The sequence below is a fragment of the Mycobacterium sp. genome (genome assembly GCF_049608025.1).
Lineage (GTDB): Bacteria > Actinomycetota > Actinomycetes > Mycobacteriales > Mycobacteriaceae > Mycobacterium.
In genome coordinates, this window is record NZ_JBMYXC010000002.1 from 125,276 (window position 1) to 144,444 (window position 19,169).

At 65.7% G+C, this 19,169-nt stretch carries 20 protein-coding genes and 1 riboswitch; of the genes, 14 read left to right on the top strand and 6 right to left on the bottom strand.

Annotated features, from left to right (window positions below; all coding sequences use genetic code 11):
- Positions 1-87: 87 nt before the first annotated feature.
- Positions 88-206: riboswitch (guanidine-I (ykkC/yxkD leader) on the top strand.
- Between the two features lie 27 nt (positions 207-233).
- A complete protein-coding gene (locus ACPGXI_RS01420; protein ID WP_526649045.1) occupies positions 234-1,754 on the top strand; it encodes a high affinity choline transporter 1 in 1,521 nt (506 codons plus the stop codon).
- Here the strand turns inward: ACPGXI_RS01420 and ACPGXI_RS01425 are convergent.
- Positions 1,749-2,501, bottom strand: a complete 753-nt coding sequence (locus tag ACPGXI_RS01425) for a hypothetical protein (protein WP_526649047.1) — start codon at positions 2,499-2,501, stop codon at positions 1,749-1,751. The two genes, ACPGXI_RS01420 and ACPGXI_RS01425, sit on opposite strands and share 6 nt — an antisense overlap.
- Positions 2,498-3,199, bottom strand: coding sequence for a hypothetical protein (locus ACPGXI_RS01430; RefSeq protein WP_526649049.1), 702 nt, complete (start codon positions 3,197-3,199; stop codon positions 2,498-2,500). The genes ACPGXI_RS01425 and ACPGXI_RS01430 overlap by 4 nt, the downstream gene beginning before the upstream one ends.
- Before the next feature lie 103 nt (positions 3,200-3,302).
- Between ACPGXI_RS01430 and ACPGXI_RS01435 the strand changes: the two genes are divergently transcribed.
- Entirely contained in the window at positions 3,303-4,466 is a 1,164-nt protein-coding gene (locus ACPGXI_RS01435; RefSeq protein WP_526649051.1) for a cytochrome P450, read from the top strand.
- A gap of 31 nt (positions 4,467-4,497) precedes the next feature.
- On the top strand, positions 4,498-5,505 hold the full coding sequence (locus ACPGXI_RS01440) for an SAM-dependent methyltransferase (protein WP_526649053.1): 1,008 nt from the start codon (positions 4,498-4,500) through the stop codon (positions 5,503-5,505).
- Positions 5,506-5,530: 25 nt separating this feature from the next.
- Here the strand turns inward: ACPGXI_RS01440 and ACPGXI_RS01445 are convergent, their stop codons facing one another.
- Together ACPGXI_RS01445 and ACPGXI_RS01450 are read right to left on the bottom strand one after the other, a co-directional pair.
- Positions 5,531-6,328, bottom strand: coding sequence for a class I SAM-dependent methyltransferase (locus ACPGXI_RS01445; protein WP_526649055.1), 798 nt, complete (start codon positions 6,326-6,328; stop codon positions 5,531-5,533).
- Between the two features lie 36 nt (positions 6,329-6,364).
- Entirely contained in the window at positions 6,365-6,877 is a 513-nt protein-coding gene (locus tag ACPGXI_RS01450; RefSeq protein WP_526649057.1) for a DUF2505 family protein, read from the bottom strand.
- A gap of 26 nt (positions 6,878-6,903) precedes the next feature.
- On the opposite strand from ACPGXI_RS01450, the gene ACPGXI_RS01455 reads away from it, so the two are divergent.
- Together ACPGXI_RS01455 and ACPGXI_RS01460 are read left to right on the top strand one after the other, a co-directional pair.
- Positions 6,904-7,953, top strand: a complete 1,050-nt coding sequence (locus tag ACPGXI_RS01455; protein WP_526649059.1) for a UDP-N-acetylmuramate dehydrogenase — start codon at positions 6,904-6,906, stop codon at positions 7,951-7,953.
- Positions 7,954-7,977: 24 nt separating this feature from the next.
- Complete coding sequence (locus tag ACPGXI_RS01460) at positions 7,978-9,252, top strand: Ig-like domain-containing protein (protein ID WP_526649154.1); 1,275 nt, start codon at positions 7,978-7,980, stop codon at positions 9,250-9,252.
- 14 nt (positions 9,253-9,266) lie between these two features.
- Here ACPGXI_RS01460 and ACPGXI_RS01465 read toward each other — a convergent pair whose 3' ends face one another.
- Complete coding sequence (locus ACPGXI_RS01465; RefSeq protein WP_526649061.1) at positions 9,267-10,022, bottom strand: SDR family oxidoreductase; 756 nt, start codon at positions 10,020-10,022, stop codon at positions 9,267-9,269.
- Here ACPGXI_RS01465 and ACPGXI_RS01470 point away from each other — a divergent pair.
- The 6 genes from ACPGXI_RS01470 (at position 10,021) to ACPGXI_RS01495 (ending at position 14,903) form a co-directional block, all read left to right on the top strand.
- Positions 10,021-10,152, top strand: coding sequence for a hypothetical protein (locus ACPGXI_RS01470; protein ID WP_526649063.1), 132 nt, complete (start codon positions 10,021-10,023; stop codon positions 10,150-10,152). The genes ACPGXI_RS01465 and ACPGXI_RS01470 overlap by 2 nt on opposite strands.
- A gap of 10 nt (positions 10,153-10,162) precedes the next feature.
- Positions 10,163-11,527 (top strand): D-inositol-3-phosphate glycosyltransferase, encoded by a 1,365-nt coding sequence (gene mshA / locus ACPGXI_RS01475; RefSeq protein WP_526649065.1) that lies wholly within the window; start codon positions 10,163-10,165, stop codon positions 11,525-11,527.
- The gene (locus tag ACPGXI_RS01480; RefSeq protein WP_526649067.1) at positions 11,524-12,036 is read left to right on the top strand and encodes a YbjN domain-containing protein; all 513 of its coding nucleotides are present in this window, start codon (positions 11,524-11,526) and stop codon (positions 12,034-12,036) included. The genes mshA and ACPGXI_RS01480 overlap by 4 nt, the downstream gene beginning before the upstream one ends.
- 57 nt (positions 12,037-12,093) lie before the next feature.
- Positions 12,094-12,843 carry a phosphoglyceromutase gene (locus tag ACPGXI_RS01485; RefSeq protein WP_526649069.1) on the top strand — a complete coding sequence of 250 codons (750 nt, stop codon included), beginning with the start codon at positions 12,094-12,096 and terminating at the stop codon, positions 12,841-12,843.
- 166 nt (positions 12,844-13,009) lie between these two features.
- Positions 13,010-14,209 carry a sensor histidine kinase gene (locus tag ACPGXI_RS01490; protein WP_526649071.1) on the top strand — a complete coding sequence of 400 codons (1,200 nt, stop codon included), beginning with the start codon at positions 13,010-13,012 and terminating at the stop codon, positions 14,207-14,209.
- Positions 14,210-14,216: 7 nt separating this feature from the next.
- Positions 14,217-14,903, top strand: a complete 687-nt coding sequence (locus tag ACPGXI_RS01495; RefSeq protein ID WP_526649073.1) for a response regulator — start codon at positions 14,217-14,219, stop codon at positions 14,901-14,903.
- A 68-nt stretch (positions 14,904-14,971) separates the two neighbouring features.
- Here the strand turns inward: ACPGXI_RS01495 and ACPGXI_RS01500 are convergent, their stop codons facing one another.
- Entirely contained in the window at positions 14,972-15,766 is a 795-nt protein-coding gene (locus ACPGXI_RS01500; protein ID WP_526649075.1) for a DUF3109 family protein, read from the bottom strand.
- 12 nt (positions 15,767-15,778) lie between these two features.
- Between ACPGXI_RS01500 and ACPGXI_RS01505 the strand changes: the two genes are divergently transcribed.
- The 3 genes from ACPGXI_RS01505 (at position 15,779) to ACPGXI_RS01515 (ending at position 19,156) form a co-directional block, all read left to right on the top strand.
- Positions 15,779-16,831, top strand: a complete 1,053-nt coding sequence (locus tag ACPGXI_RS01505; protein ID WP_526649077.1) for a Ppx/GppA family phosphatase — start codon at positions 15,779-15,781, stop codon at positions 16,829-16,831.
- Between the two features lie 486 nt (positions 16,832-17,317).
- On the top strand, positions 17,318-18,271 hold the full coding sequence (locus ACPGXI_RS01510) for an Rv0497 family membrane protein (protein ID WP_526649161.1): 954 nt from the start codon (positions 17,318-17,320) through the stop codon (positions 18,269-18,271).
- Between the two features lie 39 nt (positions 18,272-18,310).
- A complete protein-coding gene (locus ACPGXI_RS01515) occupies positions 18,311-19,156 on the top strand; it encodes a sugar phosphate isomerase/epimerase family protein (protein WP_526649079.1) in 846 nt (281 codons plus the stop codon).
- Positions 19,157-19,169: the final 13 nt, after the last annotated feature.

The window sequence follows — 19,169 nt, forward strand, 5'->3', positions numbered from 1 at the left end:
CATCGCTGAGAGGAAACACGGCGTTAACGGCCCGCGCTACCCGACGTAACCGAGTGGGTCTTTCCTAGCTGGGACTCACATTGGCATGTGGGGCGCGTCTAGGGTTCCGCCGACCCCGGTTACCGGGTTCGGGCCTGGTCCGAGAGACGCAGGCGACCCGACGGCGATGCCGGGTCGTTCCACGGCGGGACAAAAGCCCGGGAGACTCCGGCGTTCTTTCAGGAGGCTCCATCATGATTCTTCTCGGTGTCGGCGTCAGCATCGCTGTCGTCACCCTCGTTGGTTTCATCGTCGCGCGCAAAGTCGGCGGGGACAGTTCGAACTTCCTGGTGGCCGGACGCATGTTGCCGCTGTGGCTCGTCGGCGCGGCGCTGATGGGCCAGGCGGTCGATACCAACGCGACTCTCGGCAACACCGATTTGGCGTCGCAGTTCGGTTTCTGGGCCGGCGCCTCCCTGCCGCTGGGCCTGGCCTTGTGTCTGCTGCTCACCGGACTGTTCTTCGCCAAGCCGATGAACCGGATGGGGTTGACCACCCTGCCGGATTACTTCCGGCTGCGTTTCGGTCAATCGGTGGAGAAGGCGGCTTCGGCGCTGCTGATCCTCGCGTTCTGCATCCTGGTCGCAGGCAACCTGGTGGCTGGCGGCTATCTGTTCAACTACTTCATGGGGATTCCCTACTGGGTCGGCGTTGTCGCGATCGCTGTCATCGTGGTGGCCTACACCGGTGCCGGCGGCATGATCGCCGACGCCTACACCGCGATCGTCCAGATGAGCTTGATTCTGGTCGGTTCCATCGCCACGCTCATCTGGGTGACCGTGGCCTATGGGCTCACGATCCCCGAGGGCATGGACCCTTTCGACATGGGTCAGCTCACCGACCCCGCTCAAGGTGCCACCATCAACTGGGCGACGTTGATCGCGTTGGGCATCGGTGACATCGTTGCGATCGACTTCATGCAGCGGATTTTCGCTGCCAAGAGTCCCGAGATCGCCCGACGCGCCTGCTTTGTGGGCGCGGCGGGTGCTGCGACGATCGGAATCCCGTTCGCGCTCATCGCGCTCGCTTCGACCGCCATTCTCCCCGAAGGCACCGAAGGCCCCGTGCTGTTCGTGCTGCTGGATCAGTACGCTCCGCTGCTCCTCACGATCATCGTGCTGGCCGGCATCGTCGGTGCGTCGATGAGCACCGCCAACGGCGCCATCCTGGCTACCGCGGCGGTTGCGGTGCGCAATATCGGCGGTGTGCGGCGGGTGCACGTCGCCGGGAAGTCCGATCCGCTGCTGCGGGCCACCCGGCTGATGATGCTGCCGATGACGATCATCTCGATTCTGTTCGCGTTGTACGTCAAGCAGACCGGCATCTTGCTCACCCTTGCCTTCGACCTGCTGCTGGCGTGTCTGATCGTGCCGTTCGTCCTCGGGCTGGTGTGGCGCAGGGGCACTATCGCCGCCGCGATGGCTGCCATCGCGGTGGGTCTGACGGTGCGACTCGTGCTCTTTGTGATGACGCCCACGATCTTTGGCGTCGACAACACCATCCTCTACATCGACAACGGGGTCTTCGACGGCACGTTCGACGGCTGGCCGACCTTCATCGCGTTCGCCGCGTCGCTGGTCACCTACCTGTTGGTTGCTCTCGTGACACCCGCGGCCCGCCTGCGTGGCCTCGACATTCAGGTGGCAGAGGATCTGGACGATGCGCTCGACGACGCCGACCGGTTCGAGCGGGACGACGAACTCGTCCGGTCATAGCGGCGCGGATCCACTCATCGAGAAACTCAGTGCGCCGTGGGACACCGTGATCAACGGGCGCTTGGGGAGACCGAGACTGCGTAGTTCGTCGGCTGCCGGGTGATTGGTGCCGACTATCAGGGAGGCGCCGCGGCGGTGGTAGCCAACCTTGCGGTAGTTCTGGGTCAGCCTCCCGACATGGGCAGCCCCGTTCAACATGGAATAGACCGGCGGGGTGATCTCCCGGGCCGTTCGGGTGCCTGCGGTGGGCACCGTGAACCGCAGCACCTCGCGCCCGTTGTCCAACCACTTCATGGTGGCCGCACCGGGGCGCTGGTCGTACACCAGGTCCTCCACTGTCTTGGGGAATCCCCAGATCTGCAGTCCGGCATCACGGGAGAGAGTCGTGGTGACGGCCAACCGCCAGGCGGAGGAACCGATATTTCCGCTGATCAGATCGCGCAGGGTGGAGGCGTAGGGAACCCGCAGGGCCGGACCGTCGTGCCGGCGAACAAACGCCGTGAACGCTATCTCCTCGTAGGCGCCACAGTCACTGTCGGTATAGCGGACGCAATTGAGCCCCATCATCGTTCGCCCGGGCGCGATCTCCGCGGGCAGAAACGGGGTTCCCACCAGGCGCGGCCGTATTCGGGCCGTCGGTACGACGAAGACTCCCACCATCGAGGAACCGGCCCGGAACTGTGCCGGCAGAGTGAGCCGATGTCCCTCGATGGTGAACGAGCCTGATCGGTCGGCACCTGCGTTCACGCGCCCACCTCTCTGGCGACAGCTTCGCCGCCCCCGCCGCCCTCGCCGATCGCTCGCAGCGTCTGCGCGGAGGCCGGGGCGATCAGCGAGCCGTGCAGCATGTCCACCAGGTTCGCGGAGAACACCTCGATTCCGCTGAGGGGGCGCCTGCGCACATCGACCAGTTGCTGTCGGGCCCGCGCGCCGACGCTGGCGATCACCTGCCCGATCCCGACAAGCGCACGTTCGGCCGACAATTCGGCCGGCAGCGGGATCTGGGTGAGCATCAGCTCGATCAGGCGGGGAATGAGCGGGTCCCGGAATCGCGCCGGCAAGTCTTCGGGTTGTTCTCGCGCGTCCTCCAGGGTTGATTGCGCCACCGCGAGGTAGGCCCACTGACTGGGGCCGTCGGCCAGGAAGCTGGCGTAGGGCTCGACCACGACCCGGCTGAGCTGGAACAGGTCGGTGGTAGCCCGGTTCACCGTGAGTTCCTCGAAAGCCAGCGCTCTCCGGACCCGGAGGACCTCTCCGTGTTCGGCGAGAATCGCGTCGATCAGGCCGCGGCGGGATCCGAAGTGGTACTTGATCGCCGACTTGTTGCCGACCTTCGCTGCGGCGATGATCTCTCGATCAGATGGCCCGGTGAGGCCTCCGACGGCGATCAGCCGCTCAGCGACGCGCAGCAACGTCGCCTGTGTGGAGGCAGACGAATGAGTCATATGCATTAGCATATCGTTGCTTAATCGGTCTTTTATGCTTTCCGAGACGGAAAAATCAGGCAGATGCCTTAGAGTGGCTGCCATCGCCGACGGGAGATCTTCCATGCAGACCACCGAGCGCTTCGACATCAGCGACCTGAATCTGGACCTGGCCGAGCGCAACAGCCGTCACGCGGCACTGCGAGCTGCGCAGGGTCTGGTCCATGATGAGCACAACGGTCTCTACTACGTGGCCAGACATGCCGACATCAACGCCGTGGCCCACAACACGGACGTTTTTTCCTCAGCCGGCGGTGTCACCTACTTCGACTCCGTGCCGCTGTCTTTTGTCACCATGGACGACCCCGAACACGCCCGGCTGCGGCGCACGGTGTCTCGTCAGTTCACCGCGCGTTACGTGGCCGGACTGCGCGGGAGAACCAGGATGTACGTCGACCGCGCGCTGGACGCGATCCGGCCGGGGGAGCCCGTCGACGTGGTCGACGCCCTGACCGCACCGATACCGCTCCAAATCATCTCGGAGATGCTCGGCCTGCCGGCCTCCGATCTCGAGATGATCCGCGGTTGGACTGACGCGATGATGGACGCCGGCGGGCGTCTCGATGAGCCCGGGGTCCTGGAGTCCGCTACCGGGAGTTTCCTGTCCTGGGGCGAGTATGTCGACGGCCAGGTGGCAGCGCGGATTGCCAACCCGGGCAGCGATCTACTGTCCGCGCTGGCCAACTCCGGCGACGAGGCTCTCGACCGCGACGCTCTGGCGATGTTCGCAACCGCGTTGATGGTGGCCGGCAACGAGACCACTCGGCACACGGCCAGCAGGGGCATCCTCACGCTGGCCACTCATCCCGATCAGTTGTCTCGTCTGCTGGACCACTCCGTTCCGGTGTCGAGGGCGGTCGAGGAGATCCTTCGTTGGACCAGCGTGGCCAGGGTGATGATGCGCACGGTCACTCGGGACACCGTTGTCGCCGGGACCGCGTTGGGCTCAGGTGATCGAGTCGCGCTGCTCTACCCCTCGGGCAATCGCGACGAGCTGGTCTTTGACAACGCAGACCGGTTCCTGGTCGACCGCAATCCCAACCCGCATCTCGCCTTTGGCGTGGGGGCACACTTCTGTCTGGGTGCCAGCCTGGCCCGCATGGAGCTGGACGTCATCCTCTCTGGCCTGCTCCAGCGGTACTCTCAGCTCGCGCTCGCCGCTGAACCGGTGTACCGGTCCAATGGGCTCGTCGACGGACTTGCTTCACTTCGGGTCCGGATCAGTTGAATCACTTTATCGGTCAGGGAAGTTGGAGAAATTGAATTGGTACCGGATCAACTCGTCGTTCACCGGAATCAAGAGGCTGGCCACATTGCCCGAAGAGGACAAGCAAGCGTGCATCGACGCCTACAAGTTCTTCCAGCGCATGCAGGCGGGCGAGCCGACCGAGACAGCAGATGAGACGAAAGCGGTTGCGGACTATTACAAGGTTCTCAACAACCTGCTGTCGGTGTTCGATCTGGAGAAGCTCTACATCCCGCCGATGCTGGACGAGTCCGAAGGTCTCTATGCCAACCAGCTCTTGACCGAAAAGGCCGTTCTGCACGAGCTGGATCTGCAGGATGCGGCGAACTCACACCTCCTCGATATGGGTTGCGGGCGGGGCCGGATAGCCCACCACTTCGCGACGATGACCGGGGGGCAGGTCTCCGGCTACAACATCGACCCGAATCAACTGGAAAACGCCGATGACTGGGCCGCCAAATGCGGCATGAGCGACCGGCTGCACTTCAAGTTCGGGGACCACCATCAACCGCTGGAATACGAATCCGAGTCTTTCGACGGGTGCTTCTCCTTCCAGGCCGTCTGGCCCTTCTTCAAGAAGGACGAGCTGGACGCCCATGCGCGAGAGATGTACCGCGTCCTCAAGCCGGGGGCGCGCTATGCCTGCTCGGAATACTTGCTGACGCCGTACTTCGATTGGGACAACGAGGAGCACGTGGCGCTGCACAGGCTTTTCCTGCCCACGCTCGCCGCGACCCAATCGATGTATCCGGCCGACGTGTGCGCTGCCCTGGAGCGGGCCGGATTCCGGGTTTTGGTCTCGGCGCCCTCGAAGAGCGAAGCGTGGCCGCTGTGCGAGCAGAAGACTGCGTTGATCCGCCGGGGCGGGCATGTGGTCAAGGCTCTCGCGGCGGTGGGTGTCGCACCGGAATGGGCGACGGAATCACTTGAGTTGCTGCAGAAGGGCGGACAGGCCTGGAATGCGGCCGAGCGAGCCAAGATCGCCGACCTGAACTGGAGGATCGTCGCGGAAAAGGATTGAGGCCTGGGTGCCGGTCGATGGCTGCTCAAGCGATCGGCGCAATGGCAGACCAGGGCACCGTGAGCACCCCATCGCGCAGGGTGCGCCGCGGCGATTTCACTGGAAGACCCTCTGCGACAAGAAGTTCCATCATCGCGCGCCACCGTACTCGCGGTCCGAACACCCCATGGCCGGCGACACTGGCCCATGCGCGGTCCGCGGCCGCCAGCAATGCGTGGATCGGCTGGCCCGCCACGTTGTGGTGTATCAGCACCTTGGGCAGGCGCTCGGCCAGATCAGAGGGTCGTTCGATGGCGAACGGGTCGCACGCCAGCGTCAGGCTCAGCGCCGAGGTCGCGTCCAGAAGCACCCAGCAGCATCGGCGGCCCAGTTCATCGCAGGTGCCGTCGACGACCAGTCCTCCGGGCGCCAACCCCCGTCGCATCGCCGCCCATGCATCGGGCACTGCTTCCCGGGGGTACTGACGCAGCACGTTGAACGCTCGAACCAACACTGGCCGGTGGTCGGCCAATTCGAAACCGCCGAGCGCGAACTCGACACCCGGCGTCGCTGCGGCCCGGGCGATCCGCACCCGTTCGGGCGCGATCTCGAGGCCGATCACGCGGACGTCGGAGCGGACCCAGCGCAGCCGCATCGCGAGCTCCAGCGTGGTCACCGGAAGCGCGCCGTATCCGAGGTCGACGACGAGCGGGTCGGTGGCTGACTGCAACGCGTTGCGAACTCGCGGCTCGTGCACCAGCCAGCGGTCGCTGCGGCGCAGCCGGTTGTGACCCGTGGTGCCCCGGGTGATCGCCCCGAGTGGCGCGCCCGCACGGTTGGCCATGACCCCGAAGTCTAAAGCGATTCTAAAGCGTGTCGATCAGCCGTTCTCGTTGATCCACCCCGTGGTGAAGCGTTGCTCGGCGGCCAGTAAGTGAATGAGCTGGCTGCCGATGAAGTTCTCGATCTTGCCGCCCACGAGTGGAACCCGGACCTCCACGGTGGCCGAGAACGCGATCCGCGAGCCCGGCTGGGCGGTCGCCGGAGCCAATACCGCGTGGCCGGTCAGGCCGGCAGGGGCGCCCGGGATGGCGCCGAAGACCGCCGCGGTCGCCCGGCCGTTGACCATCGGCGTCCATGTCTCCTCCCGCACGAAACTCAGGTCACCGCGGTGAAATTGCGTCACGAAGCCGGGCAGCCGGCGGGCTCGCAGTGTCTGGGTGGTCCTGACGCGGATCCCGCCGTCGGCACCGATGGCCAATTCGTCGAGGGTGGCGTGGTCGGAGCCGGAATCGCCCAGCCGCACCCGCCAGTACCCCTCGTCGCTGAACGCCCGGTGCACCTCTTCGACCGTGCTCGCGTATTCGGCGGCCATGTCGAATGAACGAGGCATAGCTGGTCAGGCTACCGTTACCGCCCGTGGTCACTTCGTCGACAGGCGGTGCGACGGTCGCAGAGGGCGTCCCCCTCGCGCCGCTGACCACGCTGCGCGTCGGACCCGTCGCGAGCAGGCTCGTCACGTGCACCAGCACCGAGCAGGTGGTTGCCGCATTGCTCGCGTTCGGCCCGGAGGCGCTGGTCCTGGCCGGCGGATCCAACGTGGTGCTGGCAGACGATCTCGAGAACCTGACGGTGGTCCGGCTCGCGAACACCGGGGTTGCGGTTGACGGCGCGATTGTTCGGGCCGAGGCCGGGGCGGTGTGGGACGACGTCGTGGTCACCTCGCTGGCGCACGGACTCGGCGGGCTGGAGTGCCTGTCGGGGATACCGGGATCGGTGGGTGCAACGCCGGTGCAGAACGTCGGCGCCTACGGAGCCGAGATCGCCGACACGATTCAACGGGTCAGGCTGCTGGACAGGCACACCGGGGAGGACCGCTGGGTACCGCCGAGTGCTCTCCAGTTCGGCTACCGAACCAGCACTTTGAAGAGTTCGCCCGCATCGGTGGTGCTGGAGGTGGAGTTCACGCTGGACCCGGCGGCACGCAGCGCGCCACTGCGCTACGGGGAACTCACGGCCGCGCTGAATGTCGAGCCGGGGCAGCGCGCGGACCCGGCGCGGGTACGCGCGGCGGTGCTGTCCTTACGCGCCGCCAAGGGCATGGTGCTCGACGAGGCCGACCACGACACCTGGAGCGTCGGGTCGTTCTTCACCAACCCGGTGGTGACGCACGCCGAGTTCGAGCGTCTCTGCGGGGCGGTCGAGGGCCCCATCCCGAACTATCCCGCCGCCGACGGGGTCAAATTGGCGGCCGGCTGGCTCGTCGAGCGCGCCGGCTTCGGCAAGGGTTTTCCGGCAGCTTCGGCGCCCGCCCGGCTGTCCACCAAGCACGCCCTGGCGCTGACCAACCGTGGCCACGCGACCACAGCTGACATCCTTGCCCTGGCCAGGACGGTTCGCGACGGTGTCCGAGCGGCATTCGCGATCAAACTCACACCCGAACCAGTACTGATCGGGTGCGATATCTAAGTACCCTGGCTTCACGTGAGCTCCATGAACCCGTGGCCGTCGGTCACCAGACGGCGTGCCCTGGCCGCCATCGCAGTCGGGTTGGTTGCACCAGGTGCGCTCGCCGCCTGTATGAACGACGGCGGCAAGCCCTCCGCAGACGCGTCGGGGCGGCCGACACTGACCTACGATCCCGCCGACTCGGCGGTCGGCGTCGTGCCGACGGCGCGGATCGGCGTTCAGGTCAAGGACGGGCGGTTCCAGGACATCAGCCTGAAGAACCCCGGGGGCAAGGCTGTCAAGGGCACGCTCAACCAGGACCGCACCACGTTCACCATTACCGAGCCGTTGGGCTATGGGGTTTCCTACACGTGGGGCGGCGCTGTCGTCGGCAACGACGGCACGGCGGTACCGGTGGCCGGATCGTTCACCACGGTCAGCCCGGACAATCAGGTCCACGGCCAGTTTCAGTTGACCGATGGTCGGACCGTCGGTATCGCGGCACCGGTCATCATGCAGTTCGACGCCTCCATCGCCGAGGAGGACAGGCCGTTGGTGGAGAAGGCGCTTTCGGTAACGACCACCCCGGAAGTCGAAGGCAGCTGGGCGTGGCTGCCCGACGAGGTCGCCGGGTCGCGGGTGCACTGGCGCAGCCGCGAGTACTACCCCGCGGGCACCACCGTGCACGTCGACGCCAAGCTCTACGGCGTGCCGTTCGGCGACGGCGCGTACGGCGCAGCCGATTCGACGCTGGACTTCACTGTCGGACGCCGGCAGGTCGTGAAGGCCGATGCGCCGTCCCATCAGCTGGAGGTGATCACCGACGAGGGCGTGATCATGACCCTGCCGTGCAGCTATGGCGAGGCGGACGTGGATCGCAACGTCACCCGCAGCGGCATCCATGTCGTCACCGAGAAGTACGAAGACTTTTACATGACCAACCCCGCTGCCGGCTACGCCAATGTTCGCGAGCGGTTCGCCGTGCGGATCTCCAACAACGGCGAGTTCATCCACGCCAACCCGTCGAGCGCCGGGGCCCAGGGCAACAGCAATGTCACCAACGGCTGCATCAACTTGTCGACCGAGGATGCCCAGGCATACTTCGAGAGCGCGCTGTACGGTGACCCCGTCGAGGTCACAGGGACCAGTATCGAGCTTTCCTACGCCGACGGCGATATCTGGGACTGGACCGTGGACTGGGACGATTGGGTTTCGATGTCGGCGTTGTCCGGAACGCAGGGCCCGGATCACCTCCCCAATGCTGCGCCCGCGACGCCCTCGGATGCGCCGAAGCCGGCCAATGGCCGGCCCGGCCGCTAAGGCGCTGTCACGGATCAGGACCGGTTGAACCTGGGTCCGCTGGCTCCGCTGACCTGGTCGCGCGGTCTGACCACGATCAAATCCAGGTCGACGTGTGAGGGTCTGCCGGCGACGAATCCGATCACCTCGGCGATGTCGTCAGCCACCAGCGGGGTCACGCCTTCGTAGACCTTCTCCGCGCGTGCCGCGTCGCCGCCGAACCGGCGCAAGGAGAAGTCCGTCTTGACCATCCCCGGTGCTATTTCGGTGAACCGCAACGGCTTTCCCAGGAGCTCGCTGCGCAGGGTGCGGTGCAGCACGCCCTGCGCGTGCTTGGCGGAGGTGTAGCCCGACCCGTTGTCGTAGATCTCCACCGCAGCGATGGAGGTGACGGTGATGATCAGCCCGTCGCCGGAGTCGATCAACTTGGGCAGCAGCGCGCGGGTGACGTGCAGTGTGCCCAATACGTTGGCCTCCCACATCCAGCGCCAGTGCTCGGTGTCGGCGTCGGTCACCGATTCCATCCCCCGTGCCCCGCCGGCGTTGTTGACGAGCACATCCACCCGGTCCAGTCGGCCCGCCAGAGCCGCCACCGCGGCGGTATCGGTAACGTCGGTCACAATCGCTGTCCCGTCGATCTCGGCGGCCAGAGCCTTGATCGGAGCTTCGCGGCGGGCCACGCAGATCACATGAAACCCCTGTGCAGCAAGAGTTCTTGCGGTCGCTGCGCCGATTCCGGCGCTGGCTCCGGTGACCACGGCGACCCTGCGGCCATCTGAGGGAGTCGTCATGTACGTCACCCTAAACGCCGCAGCCGAGTTGGCGGCGACCAGCCGGAACGGTCGGGTAGTCCCGCCGTCCACCGACCCGTCGCGGGCTCGAGGTGAGTGCGTGAGCGGCGGACTCGAGGCGGCGGTGTAAACATGACGGTGTGCGTCTAGCGACCGATCTGCCCGGTCCGCCTTGCGGACTGCCCGAGCCACGCCGGGTTGCGGTGCTTTCTGTGCATACCTCTCCGCTGGCCCAGCCGGGCACTGGCGACGCGGGTGGCATGAACGTATACGTGCTGCAGACGGCGCTGGAATTGGCCCGGCGTGGCGTTGACGTGGAAATTTTCACCAGGGCCACCTCGTCAGCCGACCAGCCGATCGTCCGGGTGGCCCCCGGAGTTCTGGTACGCAACGTCGTGGCCGGACCCTTCGAAGGGCTGGACAAGAACGACCTGCCGACGCAGTTGTGCGCCTTCACCGCGGGTGTGCTGCGCGCGGAAGCCACCTACGAGCCCGGCTACTACGACGTCGTTCATTCTCACTACTGGCTCTCCGGACAGGTCGGATGGCTGGCGGCCGACCGCTGGGCGGTGCCGCTGGTGCACACCGCCCACACGCTCGCCGCGGTGAAGAACGCCTCGCTCGCCGAAGGCGACTCACCCGAACCGCCGCTACGGTCGGTCGGGGAACAGCAGGTGGTCGACGAGGCTGATCGGCTCGTCGTCAACACTGAACACGAAGCGCAGCAATTGGTTTCGCTGCATCAGGCCGATCCGGGCCGTATCGATGTCGTCCATCCGGGAGTCGACTTGCAGAACTTCGCGCCCGGTGATCGGCAGCGCGCCCGCGCCGCGCTTGGTCTGGGCGCTTTGGACGCCGGGGCGACGGTCGTGGCGTTCGTGGGGCGCATTCAGCCGCTCAAGGCTCCCGACGTGTTGCTGCGCGCGGCCGCGCTACTGCCGGGGATCCAGGTGCTGATCGCCGGCGGGCCGTCCGGGTCCGGTCTGATTCCGCGCTCCGCCGCCGGCGGCCCGGCCTCCCCCGACGGTTTGGTGCAACTCGCCGCGGAGTTGGGCATCACCGACCGCGTGACGTTCCTTCCGCCCCAGTCCCGCGACGACCTCGCGCGGGTCTACCAGGCCGCTGACGTTGTTGCGGTACCGAGCTATTCGGAATCCTTCGGTCTGGTTGCCGTCGAAGCGCAGGCCTGTGGCACGCCGGTGGTGGCGGCTGCCGTCGGCGGACTTTCGGTGGCGGTGCGCGACGGTGTGAGCGGTGCGCTGGTGCAGGGACACCACGCCGAGGATTGGGCGAAGGCCATCGGCGGCATCGTCGGTCGAGATCCAGCGGCCATGCGGCGCGCGGCCCTCGAGCACGCTGCCACCTTCTCGTGGGCGCACACCGTGGATGCACTGCTGGGCAGTTATGGGCAGGCGATGGCCGACCACCGTGCTCGCCATCATGGCCCGCACCGGGCGCGACGAAGCGGACGCCGCTTCTCGATGCGGCGGGGTGTGCGCGCATGAGTGGTCACGTTCAGGACCTGATCGAGAAGACCCTCAAAGAGCACGATCTGCGGTACACCCTTCACAAGGGTGCCCGCGGGAGCCTGCCCGGACTGGTCGTCGAGTTGCCGGGCGAGCGCCGGCTCAAGACCAACACCATCCTGACCGTCGGCGAGCACTCGCTGCGGGTGGAGGCGTTCGTCTGCCGCAAACCCGACGAGAACCACGAGGGCGTCTACCGGTTCCTGCTCAAGCGCAATCGCAGGCTGTACGGGGTCGCATACACCCTGGACAACACCGGCGACATCTATCTCGTCGGCCGGATGGCGCTGTACTCGGTCACCGCCGAGGAGATCGACCGGGTGCTTGGGCAGGTACTTGAGGCGGTCGATACGGACTTCAACACATTGCTGGAGTTGGGTTTTCGGTCGTCCATTCAGAAAGAGTGGGAATGGCGGGTGTCGCGCGGCGAATCGCTGACCAATCTGCGAGCCTTCGAGCATCTCATCGAGGACCACGACGAGAACTGATCCGCGGTCCGCGGCACGGGCAGCGCACCGGAAGCTGATCGTGAGATGATTCGGCTCATGGCAGATACCTCGACGCTGATCCTCCTCCGCCACGGCCAGAGCGAGTGGAACGCGCTGAACCTCTTCACCGGCTGGGTAGACGTCGACCTGACCGAAAAGGGCATGGCTGAAGCGGTCCGGGCGGGTGAGCTCATCAAGCTCGAGGACCGACTTCCCGATGTGGTGTACACCTCATTGCTCAGGCGCGCGATCACCACCGCCAACGTCGCACTGGACAAAGCGGACCGGCACTGGATCCCGGTGCACCGGGACTGGCGCCTCAACGAACGTCACTACGGGGCCCTGCAGGGCCTGGACAAGGCCGAGACCAAGGCCAAGTACGGCGAGGAACAGTTCATGGCCTGGCGGCGCAGCTACGACACCCCGCCGCCGCCGATTGCGGCGGGCAGTGAGTTCAGCCAGGACAGCGATCCGCGCTATGCCGACATTTCCGGGGCGCCGGTGACCGAATGCCTCAAGGACGTCGTCGAGCGTTTCGTGCCCTACTTCACCGAGGTGATCGTTCCCGACCTCAAGGCGGGCAAGACGGTCTTGATCGCCGCGCACGGCAATTCGCTGCGTGCGCTGGTCAAGTACCTGGACGGGATGTCTGACGAGGCCGTGGTCGGCCTCAACATCCCCACTGGTATCCCGTTGCGCTACGAATTGGACGAGAACCTGTCTCCGACTCTTGCCGGGGGTGTGTACCTGGATCCCCAGGCTGCGGCGGCGGGCGCGGCGGCGGTGGCCGCCCAGGGCGCCAAATAGGCGGCCGATCTGCACCGGTGTCCCACACCGGAGACCACCGAGTGAACAGAACAATGCGTGAACAGTGGGGGACACCAGCCCGAACATCTGCGTTCGGTTCTGTGACGTGTCCCGAATTGGCCGCGCGCGGCTGGGATGACGTGCATCGAATGCGTACGCTTTTCGCGTGAGTGTCATATCGGCGCTGCTGCTTGCAGCGATCGTGGCACTGCTCGCATTGTCGATCGGAGTGGTGTTCGGTGCGGTGGTTGCCCCCCGCCTGCGGGAACGCAGAGATCGGCGGGCCGCTCCCCAGTCCGGCATCACCGTCTCGCAGCTGCTCGAGCACGTGGTGGCCCAGTCCCCGGTGGGAATAGTGGTCGTCGACACCCATCGTGACGTGGTCTACACCAACGAACGTGCCACCGAACTGGGCTTGGTGCACGACCGGCTGATCGACGATCGTGCCTGGCTGGCCGCCCAGCGCACGTTGGCCACCGGTGAGGACGGCGAAGTCGACCTGCCTCCGCGCAAACGCAGCAGGCCGGGCAGGTCCGGGCTGTCCGTGCGCGGCCATGTCCGGTTGCTGACCGAGGATGACCGGCGGTTCGCGGTGGTCTACGTGGACGACCAATCCGAGCACGCCCGGATGGAAGCGACGCGCAGGGATTTCGTAGCGAATGTCAGCCACGAGCTCAAGACACCCGTCGGGGCGATGGGTGTGCTGGCCGAGGCCATCCTGGCCTCGGGCGACGACCCCGAAACGGTCCGCCGCTTCGCCCACCGGATGGTCACCGAGTCCCATCGGCTGGCCGACATGGTGGGCGAGCTGATCGAACTGTCGCGGTTGCAGGGCGCCGAGCGACTACCCGACCTCGAGGACGTCGACGTCGACACCGTGGTCGCCGAGGCGCTGTCACGCCACAAGGTTGCAGCCGACAACGCCGACATCGCGGTGAACACCGATGAGCCTACGGGTTTTCGGGTACTCGGCGACCAGGGATTGCTGGTGACCGCGATTGCGAATCTGGTTTCCAACGCGATCGCATACTCACCGAACGGATCATCGGTGTCGGTGAGTCGGCGCCGACGCGGCGACAGTATCGAAATTGCGATCACCGATCGCGGCATCGGGATCGCCCCCGCCGATCAGGAGCGGGTTTTCGAACGATTCTTTCGCGTCGACCAGGCTCGGACCCGGGCAACCGGAGGCACCGGGCTGGGGCTGGCGATCGTCAAGCACGTCGCCGCCAATCACAACGGCACTATTCGGCTGTGGAGTCAGCCGGGTACCGGCTCGACCTTCACTCTTTCCATCCCTGCCTACTTCGATCCTGACTACTTCGACGGGGACGACTCTGATGATCACGACGAACGAGAGGACTAGTACATCGATGACCAGTGTGCTGATCGTGGAGGATGAGGAGTCGTTGGCCGATCCCCTGGCGTTCCTCCTTCGCAAGGAGGGCTTCGAGGCGACGATAGTGGCTGACGGACCCTCTGCGCTAGCTGAATTCGAGCGAGCGGGCGCAGACATCGTGCTGCTGGATCTGATGCTGCCGGGGATGAGCGGCACCGACGTCTGCAAGCAGTTGCGGTCGCGGTCGAGCGTGCCGGTCATTATGGTGACCGCCCGGGACAGTGAGATTGACAAGGTCGTCGGACTTGAACTCGGCGCGGACGACTATGTGACCAAGCCGTACTCGGCACGTGAGCTGATCGCACGCATTCGGGCGGTGCTGCGGCGCGGCGCTGACGCCGACGACACCGGCGTCGGTGACGGTGTGCTTGAGGCCGGCCCGGTGCGAATGGATGTGGAGCGGCACGTGGTCAGTGTCAAAGGGGTCTCGATTACCCTGCCGCTCAAGGAGTTCGATCTCCTGGAGTATTTGATGCGAAACAGTGGTCGAGTGCTCACCCGCGGTCAGCTGATCGACCGCGTTTGGGGAGCTGACTATGTCGGTGACACCAAGACTCTCGACGTTCACGTCAAGCGGTTACGTGGCAAGATCGAGTCAGACCCGGCAAACCCGGTGCTTCTGGTCACAGTGCGCGGCCTGGGTTACAAACTGGAGGGATGAGACCCTCTCGCCGGGAACCTGTGTGCACTTCGTCATCCTCAGCGTGACGAAGTGCACCGAAATCCCGGCTAATCGGCTGCGCGGGTGGCCGGGTGGATGGCGATGAGGCCTAAACCGTTGCGGCGCTTACACATTGCGGCCAGCTCTGCGTAGACCTTCTCGCCCAGCAATTCGGTGAGCTCGGGTCCGTAGGTCTGCCAGACTTGGTTGGCGCCGACGTGGGCCGCCGGGTCGCCGGTGCAGTACCAGTGCAGATCGGCGCCGCCTTCGCCCCAACCGCGCCGGTCGTACTCGGTGATCGTCGTCTTGAGCACGTCGGTGCCATCAGGGCGGGTGACCCATTCCTGGTTGCGCCGGATCGGCAACTGCCAGCAGACTTCCGGTTTGAGGGTCAGGGGTTCCACGCCGATCTTGAGTGCCTTGCTGTGTAAGGCGCAGCCGATGCCTCCGGGCCAGCCGGGACGGTTGAGGAAGATGCAGGCGCCCTTGTGCTTTCGGGTGCGCAGGTTGGGCTTGTCGTCGTAGGAGTCCATTTCGAGATAGCCCTTTTTTCCCAGACCCTTCTTGCGGTATTGCCAATCCTCGGCGGTGAGCAATGTGACGGCGTTGTCGAGTTTGGCGCGGTCGTCGTCGTCAGACAGAAAAGCGCCATGCGAACAGCAGCCGTCGTCAGGCCGGTCTTCGACAGTGCCCTGGCAGGCCGGGGTGCCGAATACGCAGGTCCAGCGGGACAGCAGCCACGTCATGTCCGCGGCGATCAGATGCTCGGGATTGTCGGGATCGTAGAACTCCACCCATTCGCGGGCGAAATCCAATTCGACCTCACCAGGTGATCCAGTCACGGTTTTCCACGGTAGACCCATTAGGTTGGTTGAGTGCGATTAGGCGTGCTGGACGTGGGCAGCAACACCGTCCATCTCTTGGTGGTGGACGCACGCCGCGGCGGGCACCCGACGCCGATGAGTTCCACCAAAGCCTCTTTGCGGCTGGCGGAGGCCACCGACAACTCGGGAAAGCTCACGCGCCGGGGGGCCGACAAGCTGGTTGGCACCATCGACGAGTTCGCGAAGATCGCTACCAGCTCGGGGTGCTCGGAACTGATGGCGTTCGCCACGTCCGCGGTGCGCGATGCGAAGAACTCCGAGGACGTGTTGGCCCGGGTGAAGGCTGAGACCGGAGTGGCGCTGCGGGTGCTCAGCGGTGTCGATGAATCCCGGCTGACGTTCCTGGCGGTCCGTCGATGGTATGGCTGGAGCGCCGGACGCATCGTCAACATCGACATCGGGGGCGGATCGCTGGAACTATCCAGTGGCGTCGACGAAGAGCCCGACATTGCCTTGTCCTTGCCGCTCGGCGCGGGCCGGATGACGCGGGAATGGCTGCCGGACGATCCCCCGGGCCGTCGGCGGGTGGCCATGCTTCGTGACTGGCTGGCCACCGAGCTGTCGGAGGCTGGAATAGCGATCGCCGAGGCGGGCAATCCCGATCTGGCGGTGGCCACGTCGAAGACGTTCCGCTCGCTGGCTCGGTTGACCGGTGCGGCGCCTTCGGGGGCAGGACCGCGGGTCAAACGGACGCTGACGGCGTCCGGTCTTCGGCAACTCATAAATTTCATCTCTAGGATGACCGCGTCCGACCGTGCGGAACTAGAAGGGGTGAGCGCCGATCGGGCGCCGCAGATCGTCGCGGGCGCTCTGGTGGCAGAGGCGAGCATGAAAGTACTCGGTATCGAGAGCGTGGACATCTGTCCCTGGGCATTGCGAGAGGGATTGATTCTGCGGAAACTCGACAGCGAGGCCGACGGGACGGCTTTGGTCGGCGGCGCCGGGAAATCGGCCAAGGTCGGCGGCGCTGGGAAAGCGGCCAAGGCCGGCGGCGGCGGGGAATCGGCCTCGCGGAGGGTGCCCTTACGCAATGCTGGACAGTGAAGCAACGACGCTCAAAGGCGACAGGCGATGACTGGATCAGATGACAGCCACAGCAGCACCCGGCCGATCTCGGTCGCTGAGTTGCTGGCCAAGAACGGTTCGATCGGTGCACCCCCGGTCGGCGGCAAACGTAAACGCCGCCGCCGACGCGGTAACACCGATGCCGTCACCGTCGCTGAACTCACCGGTGAGATTCCGATCATCGGCCCCGACGATCCCGATCCGTCCGCGCCGGCGACCGCGGTAGAAGAGCAGATCGAAGAGACCGACACGGATGCGGTCCCGTCGGCCAACGGAGCGGTCGACCACATCGATGCCGAGGCGGAGACTGTTCGGCCGGAACTCGCCGACGAGGGCCCCGAGGATGCGGTCGACGAGGGCCCCGAGGATCTCGCCGTCGAGGGCCCCGAGGTGACGGTCGATGAGGGCCTTGAGGATCTCGCCGTCGAGGGCCCCGAGGACACGGTCGACGAGGTCGACGAGGAGTTGGAGGTTTCCGCAGTCCCTGAACAGGACACCGACAACCTCGAGGTCCCGGAGCAGGATGGGAACACCGACAGCCATGAGGTGATCGCGCAGGCATCTGCCGGCGACGATGTCGACGACGACTATGCCGACGCGGTCGCCGAGTTTGCGGCAACGGTCGAGCATCGCGGCGATCCCGACCCGGTCGCTTCCGAGCCGCCACCGCGGCGCTTCGGCTTTGGCCGTAAGTCGGCCAAGAAGTCAAAGAAGTCAAAGAAGTCGAAGAAAGCCGAGCAGGAAACCGAAGCCACGGAGTCAGCGGAGTTCACCGACTCGGCGGAGAAGCCCGAGGAGTCCATCGATACGCCCGAGGATTCCGCGGCTGCAGATGCCGAGCAGATGAATCCGGACCCACCTGAGGACGGCGATGAGACCGATCGTCTCCGCGCACAGGCAGATCTGTTGTTGCCCCCCGAACTCGGGGATCTCGACGACGATGCCGCAACCTTCACCGACGACGGTGAGGAGTTGCCGTCCTACCTGCGATCCACCCAGGAACCGTTGTTCGGCGGCCAGACCGTCGCCGACGATCTCGCTCGGCGAGGGATTCATCCCGCCCAAAAAGACGTCGACCTCGCCGAGGTGGGGGGCCTTGACGGCTCGGAGGATCTCGACGAGGGGCGAGACGGTGAGTACGGCGAACCGCGGCGGATGTCGGCCTTCGTACACGGACTGTGGATCGTGGGGCAGAGCATCTTCGCGGTCTTGTTCGGCGCTGGTCTGTTCGTCGCGTTCGATCAACTGTGGAGGTGGAACAATATCGTCGCGTTGGTGTTGTCGGTGCTGGTGATCCTGGGTCTGGTGGTTGCCGTGCGAGTGGTGCGCAAGACCGAGGACATCGGCAGCACGCTGATCGCGGTGGCCGTCGGCGCGCTGGTCACACTCGGCCCGCTGGCGCTACTGCAATCGGGCTGACGGATCTTGCCTGAGTCAGAAGAGACCGGATAGAGCACCGTGCGCCCCGCCATCAAGGTCGGTCTTTCCACGGCTTCGGTCTACCCGCTGAGGACCGAAGCCGCCTTCGACTACGCCGCCCGTTTGGGCTACGACGGCGTCGAGTTGATGGTGTGGGCGGAATCGGTGAGCCAAGACGTTGCGGCCATAGCGGAGCTGTCGAAGCGCTACCGGATGCCCGTGCTGTCGGTCCACGCTCCCTGCCTGCTGATCTCCCAACGGGTGTGGGGCGCCAATCCGATCCTGAAGCTCGAACGCAGCGTTCGCGTCGCAGAGCAGCTCGGGGCGCAGACGGTGGTTGTCCATCCACCATTTCGCTGGCAGCGCCGCTATGCCGAGGGGTTCGCTGATCAGGTTGCCGAGCTCGAGGCAGCCGGTGAGGTGATGGTCGCGGTGGAGAACATGTTCCCGTTCCGCGCCGACAGATTCTTCGGGGCGGGGCAGACCTCGATCGAACGCATGCGCAAGCGAGGCGGCAACCCGGGTCCGGGAATCTCGGCGTTCGCGCCGTCCTATGACCCCCTCGACGGCGGCCACGCGCACTACACGCTGGATCTGTCCCACACCGCTACAGCGGGCACCGATGCCGTCGACATGGCCCGCCGAATGGGTGGCGGGCTGGTCCATCTGCACCTGTGCGACGGCAGTGGCGCGTCGGCCGATGAGCACCTCGTGCCGGGCCGCGGCACCCAGCCGACCGTGGAGATCTGCGAGACACTGGCCGCCGGGGAGTTCGCCGGGCATGTCATCCTCGAAGTAACCACCTCCGGCGCCCGGAACGGCGCCGAGCGCGAGGCGTTACTCGCCGAGTCGTTGCAGTTCGCCAGGGCGCATCTGCTCCGTTGAAATCCGAGGCCGC